Below are 15,626 nucleotides of genomic sequence, written 5' to 3' on the forward strand. Positions count from 1 at the left end.
TCATGCTCTCCCGAACAGGCCGTAGGGACGAACCAGGATCACCGCCGCCATCGCGCCGTAGATCATCAGGCTGGCGCCTTGCGGCCAGAGGCTGGTCATCATGCTTTGCACCACACCCACCAGCAGCCCGCCCACCAGCGCGCCGCCGAACGAGCCCATGCCCCCGATCACCACCACCACGAAGGCGATACCGAGGATCTCCGGGCCAACGAACGGCTGGGCACCGCGCAGCGGCGCGAACAGCACCCCGGCGACACCGGCCAGGCCAACGCCAAGGGCGAAGGTCAGGGAGAACAGGCGGAAGATGTTGGTGCCCAGCAGCGACACGGTTTCGGTGCTTTCACTGCCAGCCCGCACCAGGGCGCCGAAGCGGGTGCGCTCCAGCAGCAGCCACAGGCCCAGGCCGATCAGCGCTGCGAAACCGATCAGGAACAGGCGGTAGTAGGGGTAGATGAAGTCGCCGACGATCAGTACCCCGCGCAGCTCCGGCGGCACCGCGATGTGCTTGCCGACCGGGCCCCAGATCAGCACCGAGGCTTCCTGGATGATCAGTGCGATGCCGAGGGTGACGAGGATCTGGAAGGTGTGTGGCAGGTGGTAGATGCGCTTGATCAGCACGCGCTCGACCGCCCAGGCCAGGGCCGCCACCGCCAAGGGCGCGATCAGCAGCGCCAGCCAGAAGTTACCGGTCAGGGCCACGGCGGTGTAGCACAGGTAGGCGCCGAGCAAGAAGAACGCGCCATGGGCGAAGTTGACGAAGTTGAGCAGGCCGAAAATGATCGTCAGGCCCACGGCGATGAGGAAGTAGATCATCCCCAGCCCTAGGCCGTTGAGCAGCTGGAACAGGTACAAATCGAGCATGGAAGTGCCCTCTGCAGCGCGCCGAGCGCCTGCATCTGTGCAAAAAATGGGACCAGCGCCGCGGCTCAGGCCAGGGCGCAACCGGTGTGATCGACCTCGACGAACGAGCGGCCGGCGCTGAGCACCTCGGCCAAATCGTCTTCATCGCGCATCTGCGCCTGCGGCTTGCCCCGCAGCAGGTAGTAGTCCTTGAGCACCTGGTGATCGCCGGGGCGGATCAGCTCCTCGCCGGTCGGCCCCTGGAAGCGCATGCCCTGTAGCGCCTGGGATACCGCCGCACCATCGAGGCTGCCGGCTTTGACGATGGCCTCGAGCATGACCTTGGTGCCGATGTAGTCGGCGGCCAGCGGGTAGTTGGGGTTGATGCCGTAGGCCTTGCGGGTGGCTGCGACCAGCTCGCGGTTCAGCGGGGTGTCGACCTGGTGCCAGTACTGCGCGCCGAGGTAGACGCCTTCAAGTACATCGCTGCCCAGCTCCTGGAACTGATCCAGGCCGGCCGACCACACCAGCAGCACTTTCATCCGCTCCTTGATGCCGAAATTGACCGCCTGGCGCAGGGCGTTGGATGACTGGCTGCCGAAGTTGAGCAACACCAGTACGTCGGGCTTGGAGGCGATGGCGTTGGTCAGGTAGCCGGAGAATTCCTGCTCTTGCAGCGAGTGGTAGCTGTTGCCGATGTGTTCGATGCCGTGCTCGGCGAACACCTTGCGCGCGTTGTCCAGCAGGGCATCGCCGAACACGTATTGCGGGGTGATGGTGTACCAGCGCTTGGCCTCGGGCAGCAGCTTGATCATCGGCACCAGGGTTTCGCGAATGGCGCCGTAGGTCGGCACCGACCAGCGGAAGGTCGAGCTGTTGCAGTCCTTGCCGGTGATCTCGTCGGCGCCGACCGGGGTCATGAACACGCCGCCGGCCTTGTGAATCTCCTTGGACACCGCCAGCGCCGAGGAGGACAGGGTGCAGCCCTGGAAGAAGCGCGCGCCATCCTGGCCGATGGCTTCCTGAACCTTGCGTACCGCTTTACCGGCGTTGCCCTCGGTGTCGATGACCTTGTACTTCAACGGTCGGCCGAGCAATTGCGGGTGTTCGGCAATGGCCAGGCGCGAACCCATGTCGGCGTATTTGCCATAACTGGCAAACGCCCCGGACATCGACTTCAGTCCGTAGAAGGTCAGCGGCTCTTCGGCGAATGCCCGGTGCGCTCCGAGGGGGAGGCTACCGAGGGCACCCAGGGCAAGGCCTGCCTTGAGCAGGGTACGTCTTTGCATGAGTAACTCCTTGGTTGTGGTTATTAGGCAGGAGTGGCAATGACAAAGCGGGTACGGCTGGGCCTGTGCGCAGGCCTCTGTCCAGGCGGATCAGTGGTGGTGATCGAACTCCAGCAGGAAGTTGCGGGCGACCTCGCCTTCGAGCGCGGTCATGTGGTGTTCGGCGTCGCACATGTGCTCGTGCATCAGACGGCGCACGGCCTGTTCGTCGCTGGCGCGTAATGCCAGCAACAGTTGCTTGTGGTAGTCGATGTTGGCTGCGGCGAACTGCTGGCGCTTGGGCAGGTAGGCTTTTTTCAGCACCACCAGGTCGCGCAGCAGGTCGTTGAGAAACACCGCCATGAAGCTCAATAGCGGGTTGGGGCAGCGGCGCGCGAGCAGGGTATGGAACTCAAGCTCGGCCAGGCGTTGTTCGCGCTGGCCCTCTTCGCTGTCTTCGGGGGCGCTGCAGAAATCGATGTTGGCTTGCAGAGCGGCGTAGTCGTCTTCGCTCAGCTTGCCCATCACCGACACCGCCAGCTCCACTTCGATGACCTTGCGCAACTGGTAGACCTGCTCGCCGTCCAGGTGCTGGAAGTGCAGGTAGTTGCGCAGGGCGCGGCTGGCCGGTTCAGTGCCGACTTCATTGAGGTAGGCGCCGCCGCTGGGGCCGGTGCGGGTACTGACCAGGCCTTCGACTTCCAGGGCCTTGAGTGCTTCACGGGCGGTGCCCTTGGAGCATTCGAAGTGCTCCATCAGCTCGCGCTCGGTGGGCAGGCGGTCACCCGGGTGCAGGGCCTCGGTGACGATCGAGCGCTTCACCGATTCGACGATCATGTCGGAGAGCTTCTGGCGTTTGCGCTTGGGTTTGAGCATGGCTGCTAATTTTTCATATTTATGCGGATAAATAGGATTTAGCGAACTTTGCTCGGGTGGGTCAATGGTGGCGGCGGGGGAGGGGTCGTAAATAGTGTGGAAGGGTCGGGGAGAGATATGTGCCGAAGTCTGTGCCGTCAGAATGCACTCGCGGGGCAAGCCCGCTCCCCCGTTTGCTCACAGATCATTGATCTGGCGTGGGAGCGGGCTTGCCCCGCGAGTGGCCGGCCGAATTAATGCTTCTGCTCAGGCCCCTGCTCCAGATGCGCCTGGCTGCAATACCACTGGCCGCCCCGCTGCAAAGCCCGGTCATTGGGCAGATGCACGCCACAATGCGCACAACGCACCATCTTCAGCGGGTCATCGAGCTTCTGCTCAGGGCGTGATTGCTGGCTGAGCTTGAATTTGCGCCACAGCCAGAACGCGGCGGCGATCAGGGCAATCCAGAAGAGTAGGCGAACCATGGTGTCCAGCTTGTCGAGAAATAGAGGCCACAGTCTAGGACGCGGGCATGAAAAAAGGGAGGCCTGGGCCTCCCTTTCTGCTGCTGCACTGAATCAGTCGAACAGACCAAAGGTCGCGTAGCTGAACCAGGAGCGGTCTTTCTCGGCTTCTTTCGGACCTTCCGGCAGGATCGGGTCGCCGTTCTCGTCTTTGGGCAGCAAGTCTTGCGGCATTTCCGAACGGGCATCCTTGAACTGACGGACCACGTCCTGGTTGGCGCGGGTTTCACCCGGCGGCAGCGGGGTTTCGGTCTCGATCAGGCCCAGGGTGGCCTTGGACAGCCACGAACGGCCATCAGCCTCGTCCTGCTTAGGCTCGAAGTTGCCATCGACCAGGCTTGGATGGTTCGGGTAGTTGAGCTTGAGGGTTTCCAGGCTGGTGGCAGCCAGCTCGTCCAGGTGCAGACGCTGGTAAGACTCGACCATCACCGCCAGGCCGTCGCCGACCGATGGGGTTTCCTGGAAGTTCTCGACCACGTAGCGGCCACGGTTGGCGGCGGCTACATAAGCCTGGCGGCTCAGGTAGTAGTCGGCAACGTGGATTTCGTAGGAGGCCAGCAGGTTGCGCAGGTAGATCATGCGCTGCTTGGCGTCCGGCGCGTAGCGGCTGTTGGGGAAGCGGCTGGTGAGCTGGGCGAACTCGTTGTACGAGTCGCGGGCAGCGCCTGGGTCACGCTTGGTCATGTCCAGCGGCAGGAAGCGCGCCAGCAGGCCGCGGTCCTGGTCGAACGAGGTCAGGCCTTTCAGATAATAGGCGTAGTCGACGTTCGGGTGCTGTGGGTGCAGACGAATGAAGCGCTCGGCAGACGACTTGGCCGCCTCTGGCTCCGAGTTCTTGTAGTTGGCGTAGATCAGCTCGAGCTGGGCCTGGTCGGCGTAGCGGCCGAACGGGTAGCGCGATTCCAGGGCCTTGAGTTTGTTCACGGCGCTGGTGTAGCTCTTGTTGTCCAGGTCGGCCTGCGCCTGCTGGTACAACTCGGCTTCGCTGAGGTTCTCGTCAATCACTTCCTTGTTCGAGGAACAGGCAGCGGTGAGCCCGAGGATGGCGATCAGCAGCAGGTGTTTCACTTGCATGGCGGCTTGCGTCCTTTGACGGCCGCTGTCTTGGGCGGTGCCGTCCTGTTATGATGAGCGCCCCCGGCCTAACCCCGGGGCAAAAGAAGCCGTATTTAACCACAAGCGCGCAGTTGAAACCAAAGGCTGTGCGCCCGCCGAATCGAGCATGTCCGAGATCATTCAACTTAGCGCAGAGGTGCCGTCCGAACTGGGCGGTCAACGCCTCGACCAGGTCGCCGCCAAACTGTTCGCCGAGTACTCGCGTTCGCGCCTGTCCTCCTGGATCAAAGATGGCCGCCTGACGGTCGATGGCCAGGTCGTTCGTCCCCGCGACATCGTCCATGGTGGCTCCGTTCTGGCCCTTGAAGCCGAACAGGAAGCCCAGGGCGAGTGGATCGCCCAGGACATCGAACTGGACATCGTTTACGAAGACGACCAGATCCTGGTGATCAACAAGCCGGCAGGCTTGGTGGTGCACCCGGCGGCTGGCCACGCCGATGGCACCCTGCTCAATGCCCTGCTGCATCACGTGCCGGATATCGTCAACGTGCCGCGTGCGGGCATTGTCCATCGCCTGGACAAAGACACCACCGGCCTGATGGTGGTGGCCAAGACCCTGCAAGCGCAGACCAAACTGGTCGAGCAGCTGCAGAGCCGTACGGTCAGCCGCATTTATGAGTGCATCGTGATTGGCGTGGTCACCTCCGGTGGCAAGATCGACGCCCCGATCGGTCGCCACGGCGGCGCGCGCCAGCGCATGGCGGTCACCGAAGGCGGCAAGCCTGCGGTCAGCCACTATCGGGTGCTGGAGCGTTTCCGTTCGCACACCCATGTGCGGGTCAAGCTGGAAACCGGCCGTACCCACCAGATTCGTGTGCACATGGCCCACGTCGGCTTCCCGCTGGTCGGTGACCAGACTTACGGTGGACGCTTCCGCATTCCACCGGCGGCCGACCAGGACATGGTCCAAGCGCTCAAGCACTTCCCGCGTCAGGCCCTGCATGCACGCTTCCTGGCCTTGAAGCACCCCACCACCGGGCAGGTGATGAAGTGGGAGTCGCCGCTGCCGGATGACTTCGTCGAGCTGCTGACCCTGCTGCAAGACGACCGCGGCAGCTTTATCGGATGAACGGCCTGACGCAGTTGTTGCGCCCCGACTGGCCGGCCCCGGCCACGGTGCACGCCTGCGTCACTACCCGTGAGGGTGGGGTGAGCCTGCCTCCTTATGAAAGCTTCAATCTTGGCGACCATGTGGGCGATGACCCGGCAGCGGTTGCCGAGAACCGTCGTCGCCTGAGCGATCAATTCGCCATCCAGCCGGCCTGGCTCAAGCAGGTACATGGAATGGTGGTGGCGGATGCCGATCCGGCAATAGTTGCCGAAGCTGATGCCAGCTGGACCGATCAAGCCGGTATCGCCTGCACCGTGATGACTGCCGATTGCCTGCCTGCGTTGTTCTGCGATCGCGCCGGCACCCGCGTGGCCGCGGCCCATGCTGGCTGGCGCGGATTGGCCGGGGGCGTGCTGGAAGCTACGCTCGATCGGCTGCAAGTGCCTGCTGAGCAGGTGCTGGTCTGGCTCGGCCCGGCCATTGGCCCGCAGGCGTTCGAGGTCGGGCTGGAAGTGCGTGATGCCTTCACTGCGGTGCATCCGGAGGCTGCCCGAGCCTTCGTGCCGGGGGAGCGTCCTGGCAAGTTGATGGCCGACATCTATGAGCTGGCGCGTATTCGCCTGGCGGCGCGTGGAGTCACTGCTGTTTATGGCGGGGGTTTTTGCACGGTGAGCGATCCGCGCTTCTTCTCTTATCGACGTACGCCGCAAGGCGGGCGTTTCGCTTCTCTGGTGTGGCTCGCCGGCGCAACCTCCTGAATTCTGTTTCTACGGGATTTGTATATCGGTCCGGTGCCCGTGGAAACGTCCTGACTGACTCCAGTCAATCCCGCTACGCTTGAATCTTGCACAATCAGCCCAATCTACTGGTTATCTCAGGCAGGTTTCTTCATCAGGTGTATCCATCGCTCCGGCCTGCCCTTATAGGAAGGTATCCCCATGCGAATAGACCGTTTAACCAGCAAGCTGCAATTAGCGTTATCTGATTCCCAATCCCTGGCCGTTGGCATGGACCATCCGGCCATCGAGCCTCTGCACCTGTTGCAGGCGCTGATCGACCAGCAAGGCGGCTCGATCAAGCCGCTGCTGATGCAGGTTGGCTTCGACGTCAACAGCCTGCGCACGGCGTTGAGCAAAGAGCTCGACCAACTGCCGAAAATCCAGAACCCCACCGGCGACGTGAACATGTCGCAGGACCTGGCGCGCCTGCTCAACCAGGCCGACCGCCTGGCCCAGCAGAAGGGCGACCAGTTCATCTCCAGCGAGCTGGTGCTGCTCGCCGCCATGGATGAAAACAGCAAGGTCGGCAAACTGCTGCTCGGCCAGGGCGTGAGCAAAAAAGCCCTGGAGAACGCCATCAACAACCTGCGCGGCGGCGCGGCGGTCAATGACGCCAACGCCGAAGAGTCGCGTCAGGCCCTGGACAAGTACACCGTCGACCTAACCAAGCGCGCCGAAGAAGGCAAGCTCGACCCGGTGATCGGCCGTGACGACGAGATCCGCCGTACCGTGCAGGTGCTGCAACGCCGCACCAAGAACAACCCAGTGCTGATCGGTGAGCCTGGCGTGGGTAAAACCGCCATCGCCGAAGGCCTTGCCCAGCGCATCATCAACGGCGAAGTGCCCGACGGCCTCAAAGGCAAACGCCTGCTGGCCCTGGATATGGGCGCGCTGATCGCTGGCGCCAAGTACCGCGGTGAGTTCGAAGAGCGCCTCAAAGGCCTGCTCAACGAGCTGTCCAAGCAGGAAGGCCAGATCATCCTGTTCATCGACGAGCTGCACACCATGGTCGGCGCCGGTAAAGGCGAGGGCGCCATGGACGCTGGCAACATGCTCAAACCGGCCCTGGCCCGTGGCGAGCTGCACTGCGTGGGTGCTACCACGCTCAATGAGTACCGCCAGTTCATCGAGAAGGACGCAGCCCTTGAGCGGCGCTTCCAGAAGGTGCTGGTCGAAGAGCCGAGCGAGGAAGACACCATCGCCATCCTGCGCGGCCTGAAAGAGCGTTATGAAGTGCACCACAAGGTGGCCATCACCGACGGCGCGATCATCGCAGCGGCCAAGCTCAGCCACCGCTACATCACCGATCGCCAGCTGCCGGACAAGGCCATCGACCTGATCGACGAAGCGGCCAGCCGCATCCGCATGGAAATCGACTCCAAGCCGGAGGTGCTCGATCGCCTCGACCGTCGCCTGATCCAGCTCAAGGTCGAATCGCAGGCGCTGAAGAAAGAAGAAGACGAGGCCGCCAAGAAACGCCTCGAGAAGCTCACCGAAGAAATCGAGCGCCTGGAGCGCGAATACTCCGACCTCGAAGAGATCTGGGCTTCGGAGAAAGCCGAAGTACAGGGCTCTGCGCAGATCCAGCAAAAGATCGAGCAGGCCCGTCAGGAGCTGGAAGCCGCTCGCCGCAAAGGCGACCTGAGCCGCATGGCCGAACTGCAGTACGGGGTGATCCCGGACCTGGAGCGCAGCCTGCAGATGGTCGACCAGCACGGCAAGACCGAGAACCAGCTGCTGCGTAACAAGGTGACTGAAGAAGAGATCGCCGAAGTGGTCTCCAAGTGGACCGGCATCCCCGTCGCGAAAATGCTCGAAGGCGAGCGCGAGAAGCTGCTGAAGATGGAGGAGCTGTTGCACCAACGGGTGATCGGCCAGAACGAAGCGGTCACTGCCGTGGCCAACGCGGTACGCCGTTCGCGTGCCGGGCTGTCCGACCCGAACCGGCCGAGTGGCTCGTTCCTGTTCCTCGGCCCGACCGGTGTCGGTAAGACCGAACTGTGCAAGGCCTTGGCCGAGTTCCTGTTCGACACTGAAGAGGCGATGGTGCGTATCGATATGTCCGAGTTCATGGAGAAACACTCCGTGGCTCGCCTGATCGGCGCACCACCAGGCTATGTTGGTTACGAAGAGGGCGGCTACCTGACCGAAGCCGTGCGCCGCAAGCCGTATGCCGTGGTGCTGCTGGATGAGGTCGAGAAGGCTCACCCGGATGTATTCAACGTGCTGTTGCAAGTGCTTGAAGACGGTCGCCTGACCGACAGCCACGGTCGCACGGTGGACTTCCGCAATACAGTCATCGTGATGACCTCCAACCTGGGCTCGGCGCAGATCCAGGAGCTGGTCGGCGATCGTGAGGCGCAGCGTGCGGCGGTGATGGATGCGGTGGGTAACCACTTCCGTCCGGAGTTCATCAACCGCATCGACGAAGTGGTGGTGTTCGAACCGCTGGGCCGCGAGCAGATCGCTGGCATCACCGAAATCCAGCTCGGCCGTCTGCGCAGCCGCCTGGCCGAACGCGAGTTGAGCTTGAGCCTGAGCCCAGAGGCGACCGACAAGCTGATCGCCGTCGGTTACGACCCGGTGTATGGCGCACGGCCACTGAAGCGTGCGATCCAGCGCTGGATCGAGAACCCGCTGGCGCAGTTGATCCTGGCAGGCGAGTTTTTGCCAGGTTCGGCGATTACCGCCAAGGTCGAAGGCAACGAAATCGTCTTTGCCTAAAAAAAAGCCCCGCGAAAGCGGGGCTTTTTTTGTGTTCTGGAAAATATTTTGTGCCTTTGCCGGCCTCATCGCGGGGCAAACCCGCTTCCACGAAGCTTCTCACAGCCATTTACGGCGCGTGTCTGTTCACGTGTCTGGGGTGCGTGGGAGCGGGCTTGCCCCGCGATGAAGCCCGCCCAACCCCCGAAAAACCTAGGCCTCACCACCTTTCTTGATAACTTGCTGAAAATTTTGAAATTTTTGCTTGCATCAAAATTCGAGTGCCCCTAATATACGCCCCGCTGTCAGGCACTAAGCGAATCACCAGCAACATCGGTGATCGCAAAACAACTTAGAAATCAGTAAGTTGAATGAAAAAAAGTGGTTGACAAGCAAAACGAAGAATGTAGAATAGCCGGCCTCAGCAGCGACAACGCGAAAGCGGATAGCCAAAGAGATCGAAGCTAACACAGACTTCGAAGCTGTAAAGATGTACCGAAGTTCAGTTCCGCGATAGCTCAGTCGGTAGAGCAAATGACTGTTAATCATTGGGTCCCTGGTTCGAGTCCAGGTCGCGGAGCCAATCTCGGGGTGTAGCGCAGTCCGGTAGCGCGCCTGCTTTGGGAGCAGGATGTCAGGAGTTCGAATCCCCTCACCCCGACCATTTTCAGGGTCGTTAGCTCAGTTGGTAGAGCAGTTGGCTTTTAACCAATTGGTCGTAGGTTCGAATCCTACACGACCCACCATGTAAAAAGGGCATCTCGACTGAGATGCCCTTTTTCTTTTGCCTCGATTTTATCCCGCCGCTCTTGCTAGCCTTCGTATTCAACCGAAGGAGCGAGCCCATGCCATTGAAAGCCAGCGTTTTCATCGCCACCAGCCTGGATGGCTTCATTGCCCGCGAAGACGGCAGCCTCGACTGGCTGATGGGCGCGACCAGTTCCAGTGACGATCATGGCTATGGGGCGTTCATGGCCAGCGTCGACACCCTGGTGATGGGGCGTGTCACGTTCGACAAGGTGCTGACCTTTGGCGAGTGGCCGTATCCGAACAAACGCGTGGTGGTGCTGAGCGAAACGCTCAAGGCGCTGCCTGCTGGTTTGGGGGAGGGTATAGAGCTGCATCCGGGGCCGATTCCAGCCTTGCTCGAGCATCTGACGGCTACTGGGGCGAAGAGCCTGTACCTGGATGGCGGAAAGTTGATTCAGGGTTTTTTGCGCGAGGGGCGGGTGGATGAGTTGACCATTACCCATATCCCGGTGTTGCTTGGGCGCGGCATTGCACTGTTTGGCGAGCTGGCGCGGGATGTGCAGTTGCAGCACCTGCGTACGACCAGTTTTGAGAGTGGCTTTGTGCAGAGCACCTACCGCGTCGTTAAGTAGTTTTTGGGGCCGCTGTGCGGCCCATCGCGGCGGTTCGGCGCCCCGACAAGCCCGCTCCCACAGGTACAGCGCAAATCCCTGTGGGAGCGGGCTTGCCCGCGAAGGACCGCACAGCGGCCCCAAAATCTCAAACGATCAGTGCAACTTCAGACGCGGCTCAGTCCCACGCCCAATCCGGCTGCCGAGCATCAGCATCAAGGTACGGAACGTCCCATACAGCGCCATCTGGTGCATCCGATACAGCGACACATAGAACATCCGCGCCAACCAGCCTTCGAGCATCACGCTACCGGTCAGGTTGCCCATCAGGTTACCCACCGCCGAGAACCGCGACAGCGATACCAGCGAGCCGTAATCCTTGTACGCATAAGTCGGCAGCGCTTTACCCTCAAGCCGCGCCTGGAAGCTCTTCACCAACATCGAAGCCTGCTGGTGCGCCGCCTGCGCGCGTGGCGGCACGTTGCGATCGCTGCCCGGCTGCGGGCAGGCCGCACAATCGCCAAAGGCGAAGATATCGTCATCCAGCGTGGTCTGCAGCGTCGGCCGCACCACCAGCTGATTGATCCGGTTGGTCTCCAGCCCATCGATATCCTTCAAGAAGCCCGGCGCGCGAATGCCCGCCGCCCACACCTTCAGGCTCGCCTGGATCACATCGCCACTGGCAGTCTTCAAGCCATCCTCAGTCACTTCACTGACCGAAGAATTGGTCATCACGGTGATGCCCAGCTTTTCCAGCGTCTTGTGCACCGGCACGCTGATCCGCTCAGGCAGCGCCGGCAGCACCCGTGGGCCGGCCTCGATGATGGTGATGTGCATGTCCTTGGGCTGAATCTTGTCCAGGCCATACGCCGCCAGCTCGTGCGCAGCGTGATGCAGCTCCGCCGCCAGCTCGACACCGGTGGCGCCAGCGCCGACGATCGCCACGCTGATTTTCTCGCTCGCCACGTCGCCGGCATGAGCGCGCAGGTAGTGATTGAGCAACTGCTGATGGAAGCGCTCGGCCTGCTTGCGGGTATCCAGGAACAGGCAATGCTGCGCCGCGCCCAGGGTGCCGAAGTCGTTGGTGTTGCTGCCCACGGCGATCACCAGGCTGTCGTAGCCCAGGGTGCGTGCAGGCAACAGCTCGCGGCCGTCTTCATCGAGGGTCGCCGCCAATTGGATCTGCTTGCTCTCGCGATCCAGGCCGCTCATGCGTCCCAGCTGGAAATTGAAGTGGTTCCACTTGGCCTGGGCCACGTAGTTCAGTTCGTCTTCCGAGGAGTTCAGCGAGCCGGCGGCCACTTCGTGCAGCAGCGGCTTCCAGATGTGCGTCAGGTTGGCGTCGACCAGGGTGATCTCGGCCTTGTTGCGCTTGCCCAGGCTTTTACCCAGGCGGGTCGCCAGTTCCAGGCCGCCGGCGCCGCCGCCGACAATCACGATGCGATGAGTCATGGAAATATCTCATAAGGTTTAACGAATTCGTGCCCCCAAGGGGCGGCGCCGTCGGCGAGCGGAGGGCGAGCGCAAGGCAGCTCATAGCACCAGTCCACTCAGCAGGCGGCTCAACAGGCCCAGACCAATGGTCACCCCAACCACCAGCGCCAGGAGCAGCAAGGGCCGAAACGGCTTGCGCTCAACTTGATGCTGAGGGGCTTTGAGATACTCATCGACGCGACGCTGATCTTCAGGATTCAGGCGACTGGTCATGGTGGGCCTCGTCAGGTAGACGCATGTGACTGCGCAAAGGCTACAGGGTTCGCGCAGGGTCTTGATAACGAATGATAATGCTTTCTATCTCTGGCGCCGAGTGTACGCCATTGCAAAGACTCTCGGCACTGGATCAAAGACTGATACCGACATCGAACACAATACTGCGCCCCAAATTGCCGCGCAGGAAATCCGGCGCATCCGGGTGGGCGAACAGCACCCGGGCGAAGGTCGGGCCGACCAACGACAACGAGCGCCAGCCCTGGCGCAGATATTCGGTGGGCGGCGGAAAGTGGCTGTTCAAATCCAGCACCTCGCGCTTGAGGCTGGCAAAAGCGATGATATCCAGCTCGTTCAGCTCCAGGCCCCGTTCCCGGTAGTTGTGCGCCTTCTTGCGCAAGGTTGGCGCCAGGCGTACCAGCAGCTCCTGGGCGCTGATTCGCCGGGGCCGCGCCTCGCGGCGCACCAGTTGGCTCAGGGAAAACGCACTACGCCGGCGCTGCAGCTCCTCGCGCCATTCGTCATTGAGCCGGCGGCCTTCATCGAGCACGAAAAACACCTCGAACGCCGCATCGCGAAACAGCACATCGGGTGGCTCTTGCCCGGCCGGGGTGAAGTCTTCGTTGCGGTAGGGAATGTTCAGCCCTTGCAGCAGGCGCTGGCATACCCAACGCTCGCGTTCCCATTTGCGGGCATTGGACAGGAACGCATTGGCTTGTTCGGCCTGGATGGTAAGCAGGCGCAGGTAGTCTGAGTCATCCATGTGCACAAGCTTAGCCGCTAATCTGTGACGGTAAGGTGTTGTTTGCCGGTAGGAATCGGCCCAGGGTGTAGACTCGAAGCTGTCTGAAAGGGGAGTGAGGTCAAGGTGATCAGCGCACAAGTCCTGTCCACCACCAGCCTAACCCTGGGTTGGGTGGCTTACGTTCCGCTACTGCTCTGGGCGGTATCGCGTACCCGCTGGGTCGAGCTGTTCACCGATCGGCGCCGCCAGCATCTACTGTTCGGCACGGTGTTCGCCCTGTTTGCCTTGTGGCTGGTCAGGCGCGATTTCGATACCGGCGTGTCTTATCACTTTATCGGAATGACGGCGGTGACCCTGTTGCTGGATTGGCCGCTGGCGATGCTTGGAGGGTTTTTCGCCCAGCTCGGGCTGATGGCGCTGGGGCGCCAGGATCTGGCGGCACTTGGGGTCAACGGCCTGTTGATCATTGGCCTGCCGGTATTGATCACCGAGGTGTGCGCCATCCTGGTCGAGCGCGCGCAGCCGCGTAACCTGTTCGTTTATATCTTCTGTTCGGGGTTCTTTGCCGCGGCGTTGTCGGCGCTGCTGTGCCTGCTGGCGGCGATGGGGTTGTTGTGGCTGGATGGGCGGTTTGCCATGCCCGAGTGGCTCACGGACTTTGTCGGTTACCTGTGGCTGATCATTTTTCCCGAGGCGTTTATCAATGGGATGGTGGTCAGCGCCTTGGTGGTGTTTTGCCCTGAGTGGTTGGAGACCTTTAACCGTACTCGTTACCTGCAGGCGCCGTGGAAGGATGACAGCTGAGATGTGCCGGCCCTATCGCGGGGCAAGCCCGCTCCCACGATGAGCCAGGCGCGCAATGCGTGGGAGGGGCTCCCACGATGAGCCAAGCGCGCAATGCGTGGGAGGGGCTCCCACGATGAGCCAAGCGCGCAATGCGTGGGAGCGGGCTTGCCCCGCGATAGGGCCATAACTGACCCACCACCCATCAATGCCGCGGTTCCAGATCCCCCGAATACAAGTCATCCTCAGCCTCAGGCGCCACCGGGATCTTATGCTCCTCAGCCGCCCACGCCCCCAGGTCGATCAGCTTGCAACGGTCCGAGCAAAACGGCCGGTTCGGGCTCTTCGCGCTCCATTCCACAGGTGCGCCACAGGTCGGGCAATCAACGGACAACGGCTGGCTCATGGCTGGCCTCCTCGTAAAGTCAGGTAAAAGTGGTGCAGGCGGTCAATCTGCTCGTGCAACCCGGCCAGGTCGCGGTCATTGACCACCACATCATCGGCATGGCGCAAACGTTCCTCGCGCGCCAACTGCGCCGCCAGAATCGCCTGCACCTGTTCAGGGCTGGTGTTATCGCGCAGCAAGGTACGCTGCACCTGCAATTCTGGCGGCGCATCGATCACCAGCACGCGCTGGGTCTTCTGGTACTGCCCCGACTCGATCAGCAGCGGCGACACATACACCGCATACGGCGATTCGGCCTTGGCCAGGTAACTGAAGATCTCCTGGCCAATCAGCGGATGCAGCAGCTGTTCAAGCCAGCGCCGCTGGCTTGGGTCGGCAAAGATCAACTGGCGCAAGGCCGAGCGATCCAGCTGCCCATCGTCCAGCAACACGCCCGCGCCAAAGCGCTCGACGATGCTGGCCAACGCCGGCCGGCCCGGCTCGACCACCCAGCGCGCCGCCTGATCGGCGTCGACCAGGTGCACACCCAGCTCCACGAAGCGCTCGGCAGCGGCGCTCTTGCCACTGCCGATGCCGCCGGTCAGGCCCAGTATCCAAGGGGTAAATGCCGCAGTGGTCATCAGAATCCAAGCAGTTGCAGGTATGAGGCGTACATTTCATCACCCCAGAGCACGGCAATCCACCCCGCAATCGCCAGATACGGACCAAAAGGCATCGCCGTGCCCAACGAAGCCTTACGCCAACGCAGCAAACACAGGCCAATCAGCGCCCCCACCACCGACGACAGCACCAGCGTAACCGGCAACACCTGCCAGCCACCCCAGGCGCCGATCAGCGCCAGCAGCTTGAAGTCGCCATAGCCCATGCCCTCCTTGCCGGTCACCAGCTTGAACAGCCAGTAAACGCTCCACAGGCTCAGATACCCCAGCACCGCGCCCCACAGTGCCGCATCCAGTGTCACAAACACGCCGAAGGCATTGACGATCAGTCCGACCCACACCATGGGCAGCACCAGCACATCCGGCAGGATCTGCTGCTCAGCATCGATCAAGCTCAACGCCAGCAAACACCAGGTCAGCAGCAGCGCCGCCAGCGCCTGCACCCCCGGCCCAAAGTGCCACGCCACCACCAGCGAAAGCCCCGCACACGCCAGCTCCACCAACGGATAACGCGCACTGATCGCCCCCTTGCACGCCGAGCAGCGCCCGCGCAGCAACAGGTAGCTCAACAGCGGAATGTTCTCCCACGGCCGAATCCGATGCCCACAGTGCGGGCAGTGCGAGGCGGGCAAAGACAGGTTGAAGCGCTCGTGCTCGACCAAGGGCAGGTCGAGCACCTCCTGCGCCTCACGCTGCCACTGGCGCTCCAGCATGATCGGCAAACGATGCACCAGCACATTCAGAAAGCTGCCCACCAGCAGCCCCAGCACCGTAGCCAACACCAAGAAGTAAACCGGCTGCACAGCCAGGAAAGTCCACAGATTCATGT

16 protein-coding genes and 3 tRNA genes are annotated in these 15,626 nt (G+C 62.1%); 8 read left to right on the forward strand and 11 right to left on the reverse strand.

The window, feature by feature from the left end; genetic code table 11:
* The 5 genes from ACI2JX_RS10315 to ACI2JX_RS10335 form a co-directional block, all read right to left on the reverse strand.
* The gene (locus tag ACI2JX_RS10315) at positions 1 to 861 is read right to left on the reverse strand and encodes a branched-chain amino acid ABC transporter permease (RefSeq protein WP_264237187.1); all 861 of its coding nucleotides are present in this window, start codon (positions 859 to 861) and stop codon (positions 1 to 3) included.
* A gap of 65 nt (positions 862 to 926) precedes the next feature.
* Positions 927 to 2,129, reverse strand: coding sequence for an ABC transporter substrate-binding protein (locus tag ACI2JX_RS10320; protein WP_186553683.1), 1,203 nt, complete (start codon positions 2,127 to 2,129; stop codon positions 927 to 929).
* Positions 2,130 to 2,219: 90 nt separating this feature from the next.
* Entirely contained in the window at positions 2,220 to 2,984 is a 765-nt protein-coding gene (locus tag ACI2JX_RS10325) for a FadR/GntR family transcriptional regulator (protein ID WP_264237185.1), read from the reverse strand.
* Positions 2,985 to 3,217: 233 nt separating this feature from the next.
* Complete coding sequence (locus ACI2JX_RS10330; RefSeq protein WP_264237184.1) at positions 3,218 to 3,448, reverse strand: PP0621 family protein; 231 nt, start codon at positions 3,446 to 3,448, stop codon at positions 3,218 to 3,220.
* A gap of 93 nt (positions 3,449 to 3,541) precedes the next feature.
* Complete coding sequence (locus ACI2JX_RS10335; protein ID WP_404690023.1) at positions 3,542 to 4,561, reverse strand: outer membrane protein assembly factor BamD; 1,020 nt, start codon at positions 4,559 to 4,561, stop codon at positions 3,542 to 3,544.
* A 148-nt stretch (positions 4,562 to 4,709) separates the two neighbouring features.
* Between ACI2JX_RS10335 and rluD the strand changes: the two genes are divergently transcribed.
* The 7 genes from rluD (at position 4,710) to ACI2JX_RS10370 (ending at position 10,518) form a co-directional block, all read left to right on the forward strand.
* A complete protein-coding gene (gene rluD, locus ACI2JX_RS10340; protein ID WP_404690024.1) occupies positions 4,710 to 5,672 on the forward strand; it encodes a 23S rRNA pseudouridine(1911/1915/1917) synthase RluD in 963 nt (320 codons plus the stop codon).
* Positions 5,669 to 6,412: a peptidoglycan editing factor PgeF gene (pgeF, locus tag ACI2JX_RS10345; protein ID WP_404690025.1), complete on the forward strand. Its 744-nt coding sequence runs from the start codon at positions 5,669 to 5,671 to the stop codon at positions 6,410 to 6,412. Before rluD ends, pgeF begins: the two co-directional genes overlap by 4 nt.
* A 180-nt stretch (positions 6,413 to 6,592) precedes the next feature.
* Positions 6,593 to 9,157 (forward strand): ATP-dependent chaperone ClpB, encoded by a 2,565-nt coding sequence (clpB, locus tag ACI2JX_RS10350; protein ID WP_404690026.1) that lies wholly within the window; start codon positions 6,593 to 6,595, stop codon positions 9,155 to 9,157.
* A 486-nt stretch (positions 9,158 to 9,643) separates the two neighbouring features.
* Positions 9,644 to 9,719: transfer RNA gene (locus tag ACI2JX_RS10355), tRNA-Asn, on the forward strand.
* Between the two features lie 4 nt (positions 9,720 to 9,723).
* Positions 9,724 to 9,800: transfer RNA gene (locus ACI2JX_RS10360), tRNA-Pro, on the forward strand.
* 6 nt (positions 9,801 to 9,806) lie between these two features.
* Positions 9,807 to 9,882 (forward strand) — tRNA-Lys (locus ACI2JX_RS10365).
* Positions 9,883 to 9,981: 99 nt separating this feature from the next.
* On the forward strand, positions 9,982 to 10,518 hold the full coding sequence (locus ACI2JX_RS10370) for a dihydrofolate reductase family protein (protein ID WP_404690027.1): 537 nt from the start codon (positions 9,982 to 9,984) through the stop codon (positions 10,516 to 10,518).
* A 135-nt stretch (positions 10,519 to 10,653) separates the two neighbouring features.
* On the opposite strand, the gene ACI2JX_RS10375 is transcribed toward ACI2JX_RS10370, so the two are convergent.
* The 3 genes from ACI2JX_RS10375 to ACI2JX_RS10385 form a co-directional block, all read right to left on the reverse strand.
* Positions 10,654 to 11,949: an NAD(P)/FAD-dependent oxidoreductase gene (locus ACI2JX_RS10375; protein WP_312155790.1), complete on the reverse strand. Its 1,296-nt coding sequence runs from the start codon at positions 11,947 to 11,949 to the stop codon at positions 10,654 to 10,656.
* 81 nt (positions 11,950 to 12,030) lie between these two features.
* Positions 12,031 to 12,204 (reverse strand): DUF3094 family protein, encoded by a 174-nt coding sequence (locus ACI2JX_RS10380; protein WP_186553692.1) that lies wholly within the window; start codon positions 12,202 to 12,204, stop codon positions 12,031 to 12,033.
* 133 nt (positions 12,205 to 12,337) lie between these two features.
* Positions 12,338 to 12,967, reverse strand: a complete 630-nt coding sequence (locus ACI2JX_RS10385; RefSeq protein ID WP_119138311.1) for a DUF1780 domain-containing protein — start codon at positions 12,965 to 12,967, stop codon at positions 12,338 to 12,340.
* A 105-nt stretch (positions 12,968 to 13,072) separates the two neighbouring features.
* Here ACI2JX_RS10385 and ACI2JX_RS10390 point away from each other — a divergent pair, with 105 nt between their 5' ends.
* Positions 13,073 to 13,753, forward strand: a complete 681-nt coding sequence (locus tag ACI2JX_RS10390) for an energy-coupling factor ABC transporter permease (RefSeq protein WP_404690028.1) — start codon at positions 13,073 to 13,075, stop codon at positions 13,751 to 13,753.
* 184 nt (positions 13,754 to 13,937) lie between these two features.
* Here ACI2JX_RS10390 and yacG read toward each other — a convergent pair whose 3' ends face one another.
* The 3 genes from yacG to ACI2JX_RS10405 are packed head-to-tail and all read right to left on the reverse strand — an operon-like array spanning position 13,938 to position 15,624.
* Entirely contained in the window at positions 13,938 to 14,138 is a 201-nt protein-coding gene (gene yacG / locus ACI2JX_RS10395; protein ID WP_186553694.1) for a DNA gyrase inhibitor YacG, read from the reverse strand.
* A complete protein-coding gene (gene coaE / locus ACI2JX_RS10400) occupies positions 14,135 to 14,758 on the reverse strand; it encodes a dephospho-CoA kinase (protein ID WP_404690029.1) in 624 nt (207 codons plus the stop codon). Before coaE ends, yacG begins: the two co-directional genes overlap by 4 nt.
* Complete coding sequence (locus ACI2JX_RS10405; protein WP_392464082.1) at positions 14,758 to 15,624, reverse strand: prepilin peptidase; 867 nt, start codon at positions 15,622 to 15,624, stop codon at positions 14,758 to 14,760. The genes coaE and ACI2JX_RS10405 overlap by 1 nt, the downstream gene beginning before the upstream one ends.
* Between the last annotated feature and the right edge of the window lie 2 nt (positions 15,625 to 15,626).

Source organism: Pseudomonas sp. NPDC088890 (genome assembly GCF_044900155.1).
Classification (GTDB): Bacteria; Pseudomonadota; Gammaproteobacteria; order Pseudomonadales; family Pseudomonadaceae; genus Aquipseudomonas; species Aquipseudomonas urmiensis.

Excerpts from the sequence above, each read along its gene's own strand:
- ACI2JX_RS10315 (WP_264237187.1), bottom strand. The coding sequence starts at position 861 with ATGCTCGATTTGTACCTGTTCCAGCTGCTCAACGGCCTAGGGCTGGGG.
- ACI2JX_RS10320 (WP_186553683.1), bottom strand. The coding sequence starts at position 2,129 with ATGCAAAGACGTACCCTGCTCAAGGCAGGCCTTGCCCTGGGTGCCCTC.
- ACI2JX_RS10325 (WP_264237185.1), bottom strand. The coding sequence starts at position 2,984 with ATGCTCAAACCCAAGCGCAAACGCCAGAAGCTCTCCGACATGATCGTC.
- ACI2JX_RS10330 (WP_264237184.1), bottom strand. The coding sequence starts at position 3,448 with ATGGTTCGCCTACTCTTCTGGATTGCCCTGATCGCCGCCGCGTTCTGG.
- ACI2JX_RS10335 (WP_404690023.1), bottom strand. The coding sequence starts at position 4,561 with ATGCAAGTGAAACACCTGCTGCTGATCGCCATCCTCGGGCTCACCGCT.
- rluD (WP_404690024.1), top strand. The coding sequence starts at position 4,710 with ATGTCCGAGATCATTCAACTTAGCGCAGAGGTGCCGTCCGAACTGGGC.
- pgeF (WP_404690025.1), top strand. The coding sequence starts at position 5,669 with ATGAACGGCCTGACGCAGTTGTTGCGCCCCGACTGGCCGGCCCCGGCC.
- clpB (WP_404690026.1), top strand. The coding sequence starts at position 6,593 with ATGCGAATAGACCGTTTAACCAGCAAGCTGCAATTAGCGTTATCTGAT.
- ACI2JX_RS10370 (WP_404690027.1), top strand. The coding sequence starts at position 9,982 with ATGCCATTGAAAGCCAGCGTTTTCATCGCCACCAGCCTGGATGGCTTC.
- ACI2JX_RS10375 (WP_312155790.1), bottom strand. The coding sequence starts at position 11,949 with ATGACTCATCGCATCGTGATTGTCGGCGGCGGCGCCGGCGGCCTGGAA.
- ACI2JX_RS10380 (WP_186553692.1), bottom strand. The coding sequence starts at position 12,204 with ATGACCAGTCGCCTGAATCCTGAAGATCAGCGTCGCGTCGATGAGTAT.
- ACI2JX_RS10385 (WP_119138311.1), bottom strand. The coding sequence starts at position 12,967 with ATGGATGACTCAGACTACCTGCGCCTGCTTACCATCCAGGCCGAACAA.
- yacG (WP_186553694.1), bottom strand. The coding sequence starts at position 14,138 with ATGAGCCAGCCGTTGTCCGTTGATTGCCCGACCTGTGGCGCACCTGTG.
- coaE (WP_404690029.1), bottom strand. The coding sequence starts at position 14,758 with ATGACCACTGCGGCATTTACCCCTTGGATACTGGGCCTGACCGGCGGC.
- ACI2JX_RS10405 (WP_392464082.1), bottom strand. The coding sequence starts at position 15,624 with ATGAATCTGTGGACTTTCCTGGCTGTGCAGCCGGTTTACTTCTTGGTG.